Below are 12,524 nucleotides of genomic sequence, written 5' to 3' on the forward strand. Positions count from 1 at the left end.
CGTTCCAACGTTACGCCTGTTGTGCCGAGGAGGACGTCCCCACAACGTTCAGTGAAAAAGATACACACTTACTCCCACCCCGATAGTGAACGATGGTACACCACCCACAGAAACGAAGAAGTCAGTATCCGCGAAAAATATCTGACGGCTCATCACTGATTTTCTGAACGGTCATGAGCTTTGTCACGCTAGCGTAGATATCCACGCAGTGCGCGTCAATCAGCAGGCTGTTGTCTCTCACGTGCGCGTCGTCGCGGTTATTTATCGTCTGCGATTCCGGCAGCGTATCGCACAGCAACTACTTCTGCTTCTTCTGCGACGCGAACGGTCCGTAGTTTCGTGGCAGGTGGTTGTCTCGGGAATTATAATCAACGTAGATGGTATACTGGTCGTTAGAGAGTTCGGTTGAGCATACGTCAGTAATCAGAACCAAACCTCTGGTTCATGATATGGGCTGTACATACTCTGTGGTGTCAAAAGATGGTTTAGACTAAGTAAAGGTTATATCACGCGATTGTAATGACATAACCATCCAGATGACTCAGAAGACAATTGGACAGAACACCGGTCAATCGGGCCGGGTGAATTTGTCGGGACCCGAACTCGACCAATTCGATGCAGAGGTTGGAGACGCTATCAAGGTCGATGTCGCCGAATCGAAGGGAATCGCCAAGGCGATTATCGAGAACAGCACGGAGAGTGAGTTCGTGATCGTGTCCAAACCATCAGCTGATTCATCATCCATGGAGGAAATCGATGAGTAACAAGTACCCCTCTCTTTTCGAGAGCTGTCAGCCACGAGACGATGTCTTAGACGGCTCACTTCAGGAGGACCAGTTCGCCGCAAGTTTAGCTACGGTTGCTCACGATCCAAACAAGGCGGCCCCAAATTACCGTGAGGCCTCTCGGTTCTTCGAGATGACCTACCCCACCGAGGGGCTGAAGACGCTGTTGAGTAATCTCACGGGACGATTCCTCGCAAGTGGGACGAACCAAGGGACAGATTATACGAGTAGTATCCTTTGTCTCGACACGCGGTTCGGTGGTGGGAAAACCCACGACCTCATCGCTTCGTACCATCTGGCTGAACACGCTGGCGATATCGAGAATCTGGAAGACCATCTTCTACCTGATGATGAGCGTAGTGCAAGTGCGTACCAGGAGGCCGTAGAGGAAGGCCTCTCAGTTGACTCGGCGGTCTTCGTCGGTGGGCACGTCGACGCCCGGAACGCCCGCAGTGACCGGAACGATCCAGACGCCCCGAACACGAAGACGATGTGGGGCGAGATCGCCTACCAGCTGTACGGTGCAGACGGCTACGAAGAACTCAAAGAGTACGACCAGAACAAGAACGCACCTGGGCAGAACAAACTCAAGGACCTCTTCGAGCTCGGCGATGGTCCCGCTCTTGTCCTCATCGACGAGATTGCTGCCTACCTGGAGAGTGCATCGGCCGTTGAGGTCGGCAACGCAACGCTGGCCAGCCAGACGCTGAGCTTCGTTCTCTCACTCTTGGAGACGGCGTCCGAGTCCGATGATGTCACCATCGTCTACTCGATCGCGGACACCGCGTTCGAGGAGGAAGCCGAGGACGTCCGTGGGCTTATCGACGAGCTCAACCAGATCGGACGCCGTCAGCATAAGACGGTCACACCAACCGACGAGAGCGAGGTCGGGCAGGTGCTCCAGCATCGTCTCTTCGAGGATATCGACGATGAGGCCGCAGCTGAGGTGTCCCAGTCGTACTTCCAGTTGTACACCAACAGCGAGCGGCAGTTCCCCCAAGAAGCGACGGACGCGAGCTATGTCGACCGGCTCGAACGAGAATACCCGTTCCACCCGACGGTCATCGATACGCTCACGGAGAAGATCGACACGATTCCGAAGTTCCAGCGAACCCGTGGGGCGCTGAAGCTCCTTGCGCGGGCTGTCTACTATCGCTGGAACAACCGCCCGGACCACTACGAGCGTCAATGGGTACGGCTATACGACCTCACACCGGCGGACGACGCTCCGAGCGGGAGTATCAGTTCGACCCTCCATGAGTCGTTATTCGAGTTCGTCGACCTCAGTTCCGCTGTCTCCGCAGACATCTACAACGATGACGGGACTGCCCATGCACAACTCGAGGATCGCAAGTGGACAGAGAAGGGAATCCCGGCACTCGGCTCACACATGACCACCGCCGTTCTCTGGCATAGCCTAGCCTACGGAGAACAGGCGACCGGGATCACTCGGGCCGAAATGAACGAAACGCTAGGTCACCCGGACATTCGCTTCGACAACTACGACTCGGCCCTTGATGCGCTGGCGGGAGCGGACATGAGCGTCGCGTGCTACTACCTCTACGACGAGGAGCGGGTTCGATTCAAGTCCGATCCGAACCTCATCAGAATCATCGACCAGCGCGTCGACAATACCCCCGACGCGCAAGCGCGCTCGCGATTCGAAGCCAGACTGGAGAGCGAGACCGGGACTGGCGCGTTCGAACCGGTTTCCTACCCAGAATCGCCGGCCGATCTCCCGGACAAGGCGTCGACGCCACAGCTCGCCGTGATGCACATGGACACGGCGCCGGTCACTAAGGAATTACTCGAAGACGAATCGAACCCCGAGTCCGTCCCCGAGAAGGTTCAATCACTGTACCAGAAGTCAGCCACGAAGCAGGGCGGCGATGTCCAGAGTCGAGTCTACAAGAACTACGTTCTGTTCCTCGCCCCAGACGACGAGCGCGTGCGTAGTGCCGTCGACGAAGCCCGACACCTCGAAGCCATCGAAGCGCTCCTCGATGACTCTCAGCAGACCGCAGACCTCTCAGAGGACCAAATCGAGGAGCTTCGCGAGCGCCAGGACAAGAAGTACGGGCTACTCGGTGAGCTCGTCCGCGGGGTCTATCGCCATCTCTACTACGTCGACCGCGATGGGCTCACCCATATTACGATCAACGCGACCGAGGCGAACGGCGGCACCTCGCTCGTCAATGCCGTTGAGGAAACCCTCGACGACCGCCTGATCCGCGCCGACGCCGACGCGAAGGGTGTCGCGTTCTTCAAGCAGAAACTCTGGCAGCGGACGCAGGACTCGATGACGACGCAGCAGCTCGTCGAACAGTTCGCGAAGAAGCCGGGACTCCCGTACCTCCTGAGCACAAAGCCGCTGCGCAAGACCGTCGCGAAGATGGTCGACGAGAGCGGCTACACCTACTGGGACGCCGAAACTGAGACCGCCTACTGGGACGGCGACGCCGATGACCACCCCGAGAACTGGCGGAAGCGGGAGCCATTCGCTGACTCGCCGGACGTTCGTACCTCGATCAAGGATACTGACGTGAAGATCGGGAACGACTACGTCGTCTATACGGGCATCGAAGCTCTCCTTGACGTCCACCACGACTCGATCCGACCGCCCGAAGCTACAGAGGTTGGGTGCACCGAGGACGGCTGTACGACGATGGTTGAGCCGTCTGATGACGGCCCAGCGTATTGTGAGGAACACCGAAAGCCCCCAGAGAAAGCTCGCTGTCAGAGCTGCGGCGAGAAGTACGACGAGAGCGAACTGAACGCCCGGGGGATCTGCCCCGACTGTGCGCAGCCTTCGGGCTGGGACACGGCGACGAGCCAGATGGCGGCGTCGCGGGCGTTCAACGAGGTACGAACCCACGCGCTCTCGAAAGCGGCGTCGGGGGGCGCACCAGGCGTCTCGCAGGCCACGGTCGAAGTGGTGGGCGAGGATCGGCTCTCGAAGGGATCGTTCATTGCTCAGCGAGATGCCTTCACCGACCGGTCGGACGCGATCTCGGTCCGGATGAGCTACGACGTGAAGACATCGACGGGGTCGAGCTACAGCGCGGACTACCAGGGAAGTCTCGACGATTTCTCTCGCGTGACGAACCAGCCCGACCCGTTCGGCGAGTCGGTCAACGTCACGCTGAAGTTCCGGGTTGACCTCGACGAGCCCGAACCGATAACTGACGCCGAGGACGACGTGCTCGCAGAACTACAGGCGGGGCTCGGCCAGACCAATATCGACGTGAAAGTTCAAGCCAGAGGACTGACCGAAGTACCCCCTGAGGCAACCCAATGAAAACTGGAGTCGACTCGACGAAAGCCAGCGCGGCAACTGAGGACGCGCCGACGTCCTCCTTCGGGAGTAGCGTCTACGGCGGCCGGCCGACGTTCGCGATGACGCGCCGCGAAGGGTCGAACGGCGGCGCGGTCACGCTGTACGAACTGCTCCCCGAAGAACAGGCTACCGCCCGTCGCGACCGACTCGAACGCCGCGGGCGTTCGCTAAACATCGAGTCCTTCGAGGAGGTCTTCGACGATTCGTCGGCCGACGAAGCGACGCGCTGGGACTGGGAGGGATGGACGGCGGTGAAGATCGCGCGTCTCGACGGCTGTCGCTTCCGCGCTCTCTCCCCACTCATTAAGGAGACTGTCGACGGCGCGGAACTTGACGCCACCACTGTGACGACCAGCGGTGTCGGCGACCTCTTCCTCCCGGAGACCGTCGGCGTTCGCCTGGCGCTCGCGTTCCGCGGCATCAAACCGCTCCAGCGTGTTGACCGGATGCGTGCCCTGTGCCGCGGCATCGCCCGCATGGGCGACGAGGAGTGTTACTACTGGCACGCGAAGTGTCGCGCCCCGTCCAGCCCGAACGGCGAAAAAGCACTCCGGACCCTGCTGACTGACCACCTATGACAGACCACGACGACGATCTGAAACCGCTCGCTATCGAGGGACAGCTTCCGTTGAAAGCGGTGGGTATCGAGAATCTACGAGAGGCGAATCCTCAGTATCTTCCCCCACATCGCTATCTCCATCCGTGGTTCGCACGGCGTCCGACCCCTGCTTCCAGATTAGCTATTCTGGCGTCTGTACTCCCCAAGGGAGTTGACTCAGATGACCTACTAAATTGGATGCAGATTGGGCCTAAGGAGGGGATTGATGAAGATCTTGCATCTTATATAGAGAGAAAAAAGGCGACAGAAAGTGAAAGGAGTGGAAATCTAGAAAGCCATTACGGATACCCTCGACCGTTCACTCGTTCACCAAGGCAGGCAGAGCGAGAAGAGTTGCATGAGGTTCTTGAGAACCATTGGGAGGGAAATTTACCCACTGTCTTTGATCCGACAGCTGGAGGTGGGGTAATTCCGTATGAATCTCTCCGCTATGGGCTTCCCACACATGCGAATGAACTGAACCCTATCCCCTCATTGATACTTAAAGTGCTATTGGAATTCGCGCCGAATGTGGGGGATATTGAACAAGAAGTTGAGCATTGGGCAAACGAAGTTGACTCTGAAGCATCGTCAGTAATTGAAGAGTATTTCCCCGGTAAGGAAGAGGGTCAGACCCCCATAAATTACGTTTCTACATATAGTATTCAATGCAGATCATGCGGCGCTGATATTCCTCTTGTCCCAAAATGGTGGATTCGAACGAGAAGTGACGGTATTGACGTAGTTTCTCGCCCAGAGGTTCAAGATGATGGGTCTGTGGAATATGAGGTATTGATTGACCCATCTGATAAAGAATTAGAAGGGTTCGATCCGGGTGACGGTCCAGTTTCGCGAGGGGGAGACACGGAATGTCTGAGGTGCGGGGTAGTTACTGAAGACGATGAAGTTAGATCCCAACTAAAGAACGGCGAGTTTGACTACGATATATACTGTGTGAGATACAGGGACCAAAGCGGAGAGCGTGGATTCAGATCGCCTGTACAAGAGGACCAAGAGGCATTAGAGAAAGCAGAGTCCTTCATCCAGTCTGACTACGAACTATCCACCTTCTTGGACACACCGATCCCGGACGGAAACAAGACTACAGAACCAAGAAATTACGGAATGAATGAATGGCGGGATTTGTTCGCTCCTCGCCAACTGATTAGCAATCACGCGTACGTTCAGGCGATAAACAACCAGCGACCGCAGATTAGGTCAGAACACGATGAAGAGACGGCTGATACAATAGTTACCTTACTCACCCTCTCTATTAGCAAGCTCATAGACAGAAACTCTCGCCTGACATCATGGGATACTAGTAAGGGATACCCAAGTCAGATGTTCAAATCACAGAATCTGGCTTTCAAGCGTGTCTTTGTAGATTCAAATATCTCTATTGGAGGTACTGACTTCCTTTCGTACTTAGATAAGATATACGATTCATATAAGGAGATTGTCTCATATCTGCCAGAAGACTCAAAGGAAGGTAATGTAACGAATGCTGACGCCGCTGACCTCCCTCACGAGACGGATAGTATCTCTGCAATAATCGCTGACCCGCCGTACTACAGCAGTATCCAGTATGCCGAACTCTCGGACGTGTTCTACGTCTGGATGCGTGAATGCCTCAAAGGTGTCTTTCCCGACCTCTTCTCTGAAACCCTCACAGACAAGAGTTCAGAAGCAGTTGCTAACCCGGATCAGTTTTCCGATGTTTCGGGTGGTGGTTCATCAAAGAGAGAACTAGCCAACAGAGATTATGAGAAGAAGATGAGCGACATCTTCTCTGAACTCTATCGGGTTCTGGAACCCGGCGGCGTGATGACGGTTATGTTCACGCACAAGGAGACGGATGCCTGGGATACGTTGACGATGTCGCTCATCAACTCTGGGTTTGTTATCACTTCGACCCATCCAATTACGAGCGAGATGCCACAGCGGGCAGGAATGCGCAACAGCGCCTCGGCAGATTCCACTCTTCTCCTCACAGGCCGCAAACCCCACGAGGAACGCGACCCCGACAACACGGTCCCGACGCTCTGGAGCGACGTCGAAGCCGACACCCGAGCAGCCGCGAAGGAAGCCGCCCGCGACCTCCTCGAGTCCGGAATCTCCCTGACCAAGACCGACGTCATCATCTCGGCGTTCGGGCCGACACTCCGAGTCTTCGCCGACGCCTACCCGGTCGTCGACGACCAGGACGAAGAGGTTCCCCCGCGGAAGGCCCTCGAAACGGCGCGGGAAGCCGTGACGCAGATACTCGTTGACGAATATCTCGAGGGGATGGCCGTCGACAACCTCGACGACGTTACCGAGTGGTACATCCTCTGCTGGCTCGTCCACGAGTCCGAGACGTTCGCCTACGACGATGGACTTCAGCTCGGGCACGGTATCGGCGTCGACATCGATGAGATCAAGCGCTCGACGAAGACGTGGCGGAAGAGTCGCGGCGACATCAGCCTCCGCGGGCACGACGGCCGCGTGCAGAACATCAACGAGAAGCCCGAAGACCGGTCGAGTCGCCTGCCCGTCGACCCAGACGACCTCTCGTTCCCGCGTTCCCTCGACGCCGTCCACGCCGCGATGCACGTCTACGACAAGCGCGGCGAAACCGAGACCATCGAGTGGCTGCGGGAGCGGAACTTCGACTCCGACAGTCAGTTCAAGTCGACGCTGAAGGCGCTGCTCCAGGTGCTGCCGCACAACCACGAGGACTGGGAACTTGCTCGGGACCTCGCCGTCGGTCGCACGAGCGATGTGCTTGATTTGGACTTCAGCCCCAACGTCTTCGCCGAGGACGGCGACGAGACGAAACAGAGCACGCTCGGTGAGCACTAGGCATAATGCGAGCGTTCGGCGACCTCACCGCGGTTCACCTCGCTCTCCGGGAGCAGGGTGATGGGTCGCCGACGAAGCTTCAGGTTCCGCTTCCCGGTGACCAGTGGCACGCCGCGATTATCGACCTCTGCGGGCGACGGTTCCAGTATTGTCTTCACGTCCATAACGAAGCCATGTCGGTCTACGAAACCGACATCGAACGCCGCCGTTCATCTGATGGGCGAGTCCTCGACCCGCTACCAGTACGGCTCAGCTGGGGGATGGGAGAAGTCGCCGATCTCCTCAGCGGCTTCGAGTCGACCTTCGATGCGTTCACTGCGTCCATAGATGCGTGCCGGCAGCGAGCAACGTTCGGAAACGAAACCAGCTACGAACTCCTGTCACGCCGCTGGCTTCGGGAGTCACGAGAGCTTCGTGACCGAATCGAGTTCTCGCTTCAGACGTCGATGTGGGTCCAGTGGATTAGCGAAAGCGTCTGGCAAGCCGGTGAGCTGTCGACACATTTGCGGGACGAAGACTCGCGCTATCTACAACAGTACGGGCCCGACATGTTCAGCTATATCGCCCATCCACCGCTGCTCGTGGCCGTCCTGACCAGTGCGGCGATGGTCGAGGAAGTTGGAGCGGTCACAGTGAAAGAGCTTGATACAGGTATCGACCCAAATTTGGACGAAACCACGCTTGAGGAAGTTATTGGGTGGGTTCGAGACGAAGGATTTGCACCAGAGAGCGTCGACTTGGAGGTTCTTGACGACACACTCCGGGAGGCACGAAACGATCTCTCTCACTCGATGACGGCACGAGGGACGACAGTAACCTTGGACACGTTCGAGACGTACATCGAAGCAGTCCAGATAGCAGTAGGATTGGGCCTGAGTCTCGCTGACCGGCTGGCTACCGATGTGCTGGCAGACTTGGCCGATCTATCCCTGAGTCCGAACAGGGACAATAGCGGAGCGACTGGAGTGATTAAGTAGCACCAGATTGAGATAGTCAAATAAGCTCACTAATGGCTGACCTTCAGACCTATTCTTGGGACTCGATTTACGAGAGCCAGCCTTCGACGAGCGGTTCTCATCTTGTTGATGAATTCTATGTTCCAGCCCTCGAACGAAGCGTTCGCTACGACCGAGTAGCAGGATACTTCTCTAGCAGTGCTCTCGCCGTTGCAGCTCGCGGTGTCCACGCACTCGTGGAAAACGATGGGGAGATGCGACTCATCGTCGGCGCTGAACTCTACGAGACTGACCGTCCTGTTCTGGAAGCGCTCTCCGACGAACTCAGCGAGGGCCTTGACGAACTCGACGACGAACGGCTCGACGCGCAGCTCCAACTTCTCGCGCAACTGCTTCGGGAGGAACGACTCACGATCAAGGTCGCTGTGCCACGGCGAGGGGACTGGGGCATCTTCCACCCGAAGGTCGGCGTCTTCCATGACGACCAGGAGAACTCGCTGTCGTTTGAGGGCAGCGTCAACGAGACAGCCGGCGGCTGGGAGCGCAATTACGAGCGCTTCAAGGTCCACCGAGAGTGGCGCGATGGACAGCGGGAATACGTCGAAGGCGACGTCGACACGTTCGACCGTCTCTGGGACAACGATCACACCTACGTCGAAGTCTACGACCTCCCCGAGGCCATCGAAGAGGAGATTATCCACTGGAAGGCTCCCGACTCCGATACTGAGGTCGACACCGCCATCCAGATTGCACGCGGCGAGGCACCCCCGACCGAGCGCGACAAAGCAAACATTATCGCTGACGGCTCGCTCGCACCCGGCGGATTGGCTCTTGCTGAAGAGGGTAGTACGATCACTCCTTGGCCCCACCAGCGCGTCGTCTCTGACACACTGGTCAACACCTACCCGAACAGTTTCCTCCTGTGTGACGAAGTCGGCCTCGGGAAGACGATCGAGGCTGGTCTGACGCTCTCTCGGCTTGGGTTAACAGACGATTTGGACACTGGTCTCCTTCTCGTCCCCGCAAGCCTGAGGATTCAGTGGCAAGAGGAGCTCTGGGAAAAGTTCAACATCAACGCCTACCGCTTCGATCGAGGGAGCGGAAATCAGTACGTCTTCCACGATGTATTCGGCCGTGAGCACGCGCCACCCTCTGCTGCAAGTCTCGACCTCGATGCCGACGAGCGGTCGAAAGCGTGGGTTGAGAGTCCAATTTGGCGGTTCCTCCATGACCAGCAGTCCGACGACCAAACCGACGGCCCATCGATCGTCATCATGTCGTGGCACACCGCCCGGCTTGATGACCGCTGGGATCAGGTCGCTCCCCGCGACGAAGGCGATGTACGTACTCGCGACGATGTCCCAGCGAGCGCACGCGGACGCGACACAACCCGTCGTGAGGGCGTCTGGGACGCCGTCATCATCGACGAGGCACACAACGCTCGCTCCGGAAGCAAGTTCTACACGCTCCTCGAGCGGCTTCGTGAACACACCCAGACGTACTACCTGTTGACCGCGACGCCGATGCAGCTGCACGCCGGCGAACTCTATGATTTGATGGCGTTACTGGACCTCCCTGGCGAGTGGGACCGGAAAGACCAGTTCGTCGAGTTCTTTGAGACTCGGCAGGCCCTCAATCAGGCGCTAAAAGAACAGGTCGAGAGCGGTGGAGGGTCCTCAGGGGGATCCTGGTCGGCCCAAGCCACCTTGGACGAACAGCGGTACCAGGATCGGCTCCCAAACGAACGAAGGCTCTCCGATAGGGTCTTCGACGCGGTCGCGGAGAAACTCGAGATCAACGATGAACAGCACGCACGCGGAATCGCGAAACAGCGTGTACTCGAAGCGTGCAATCTTGCTTCGAACTACGGGGATCAGTACGACGGGTACGTCGATCGGTTCGAAACGGCGGTACAGGAGTACAACGTCGACCCATTCGAAGCGAACGAAGACGAGAAGCTCAAATACCTCCTCTATCCGGATTGGAAGGCCGAGGAAGAGTGGCTCACCTACTCACGGAACGATCAACTCAGTGCCCTCGATGATCTCTCAGAGGCTGGCTGGCGAGTCGTTCGGGACGTTCTCGCGGATTCGACGCCCGTCGACGCCCTTATCCACCGGAATACGCGTGATACCCTGCGGAAGTACGAGAAAGTCGGACTACTGGATGAGACCGTTCCGAACAGAAACCCGGAGCAGCGGAAGATCGAACTGACAGACGAAACGCGAGACGTCTACGACCGCATCGACGAGTACACGAGCAAGTTCTACAAGCTCGCCCAGCAGTCCGATGAGGCCGAGACCAGGGCGATTGGCTTCGTGATGACTACCTACCGCCAGCGACTCACGAGCAGCGTTTACGCGATTTCACAGAGTCTGCAAACCCGCCTCGAAACCCTTCGAGCACAGCGAACCGTGCTGAAGGGGAAACAACGTGCCGCCAATCCCGACCGTTCTCAAGGTAAGTCCAGCCAAACCCTCTTCGAATCCCTCTCTGAGTACGAACTGGACGACCTCGATACGATTGACGAGGTCAGTGGTGACCTCGAAGACGCCGACCTCGCCGAGATTATCCCGAACGTCACCGACCAGGGAATCAATCTACTCGAACAGGAAATCAAAGAGCTGGAGTCGTTCGTTAATGATCTCAAGCGTATCGACGAAGACCCGAAGGTTAGTCAACTCATCAGCGACCTGGGGAAACTGGACCGTGAAGGACATAATCGAGTCATAATCTTCACCCAGTACACCGACACGATGGACTTCATCCGGAACAGCTTGACGTCTATCCACGGCGCAACGGTCGCAACGTACTCTGGTCGCGGTGGCGAGATGTATGACCTCGACAGCGAGGGCTGGACGACCGTTGGTAAAGAGCGTGTGAAGCGAGAGTTCGCTGACGACGACGGCCAGGTCGATATACTCGTATGTACTGACTCAGCCAGTGAAGGGCTGAACCTTCAGGAGTGTGGGGCCCTCATCAACTATGACCTCCCGTGGAACCCAATGCGGGTCGAACAGCGTATCGGGCGAATCGACCGTATCGGACAGCGGTATGACGAGGTCACGATTCTCAACTACAGTTACGAAAATACTGTTGAGACAGACATCTACGACCGCCTCGACGACCGGATCGGTCTATTCGAGAACGTGGTGGGCGATATGCAACCCATCCTCTCGGGTGTGAGCAAACAGATACGAGACGCCACCTTGAACGCCGATTCTGACGACCGTCAGGAGACGGTTAAAAAAGCGGATGAACAGCTATCAAGGGATATCGAGCACCAGAAGGAGGACGACCGTGTCGACGTCGGCGAGTCCCTTGATGACGTTGACGAGCTTGTAACACAGGATGTCCTCGACGAAGCAAAACTTGATGCGTGGCAGTCCTACAGTCACCCGGATCTCGTCGACGTCGGCGAGGAGGAGTACGAGTACCAACCCCCGTTCGAGACACCGAGTCTTCAGTCAGTATTGGTCGATAACGATGCGCTTGCTGAGGCCGGTGTTGAATTCACCCCGGTTCACGAGATTGACTTCGAGTACGATGACGGGGACTTCGATTTTGCGGACAGTACATATCGCCTCTCAGTAGGTGATGCACCGATTGAGGTCCCATCCGTGGATGGGGAACAGACGATTGCAGAGGCTATTGCGACTGGTGCTGACGAGGTGGCGGTGACGTTCTCTGCTGTATGTGCTGACGAGTTCCCATCGGTTCAGCATCTTGCACCAGGCCATCCACTTCTAGGACACCTCCTCACAGTACTGCAGGATGTGAGTGAGGATACGTCGCGACTCCAACAGCGGATCGTGACTCGACCCGATCAAGACCAAGAGCCAGTCGTGTGTGCGTGGGGGCGAGACGGCGTGTTTACTCGGATTGCAGGCGATGGGACTGTGACTGAAAATGGACCGATGGATTCCCTTCCGACGTGGTGTGACCAATTCCTCGACAACCGAGAGAAGTCAACAAAGCAGCCACAGTAGATGGGTAGTTTTGTAACC

General features: G+C 57.2%; 6 protein-coding genes. All 6 read left to right on the forward strand.

The genetic code is table 11. From position 1 onward, the window contains the following. Positions 1-536: 536 nt before the first annotated feature. Genes P0204_RS20490 through P0204_RS20515 form a run of 6 tightly spaced genes read left to right on the forward strand, consistent with a single transcriptional unit; the run spans position 537 to position 12,506 of the window. Entirely contained in the window at positions 537-764 is a 228-nt protein-coding gene (locus P0204_RS20490; RefSeq protein WP_276224613.1) for a hypothetical protein, read from the forward strand. Then, a complete protein-coding gene (locus P0204_RS20495; RefSeq protein WP_417374848.1) occupies positions 757-4,083 on the forward strand; it encodes an ATP-binding protein in 3,327 nt (1,108 codons plus the stop codon). Before P0204_RS20490 ends, P0204_RS20495 begins: the two co-directional genes overlap by 8 nt. Further along, complete coding sequence (locus P0204_RS20500; RefSeq protein ID WP_276224615.1) at positions 4,080-4,700, forward strand: DUF7680 family protein; 621 nt, start codon at positions 4,080-4,082, stop codon at positions 4,698-4,700. Before P0204_RS20495 ends, P0204_RS20500 begins: the two co-directional genes overlap by 4 nt. Then, positions 4,697-7,561 (forward strand): DUF1156 domain-containing protein, encoded by a 2,865-nt coding sequence (locus P0204_RS20505; protein WP_276224617.1) that lies wholly within the window; start codon positions 4,697-4,699, stop codon positions 7,559-7,561. Before P0204_RS20500 ends, P0204_RS20505 begins: the two co-directional genes overlap by 4 nt. Positions 7,562-7,566: 5 nt before the next feature. Next, positions 7,567-8,538: a hypothetical protein gene (locus tag P0204_RS20510; RefSeq protein WP_276224618.1), complete on the forward strand. Its 972-nt coding sequence runs from the start codon at positions 7,567-7,569 to the stop codon at positions 8,536-8,538. 32 nt (positions 8,539-8,570) lie between these two features. Continuing rightward, a complete protein-coding gene (locus P0204_RS20515) occupies positions 8,571-12,506 on the forward strand; it encodes a helicase-related protein (protein WP_276224619.1) in 3,936 nt (1,311 codons plus the stop codon). Positions 12,507-12,524 lie beyond the last annotated feature (18 nt).

It is taken from the genome of Haloarcula halophila (assembly GCF_029278565.1).
In the GTDB taxonomy this organism is placed as follows: domain Archaea; phylum Halobacteriota; class Halobacteria; order Halobacteriales; family Haloarculaceae; genus Haloarcula; species Haloarcula halophila.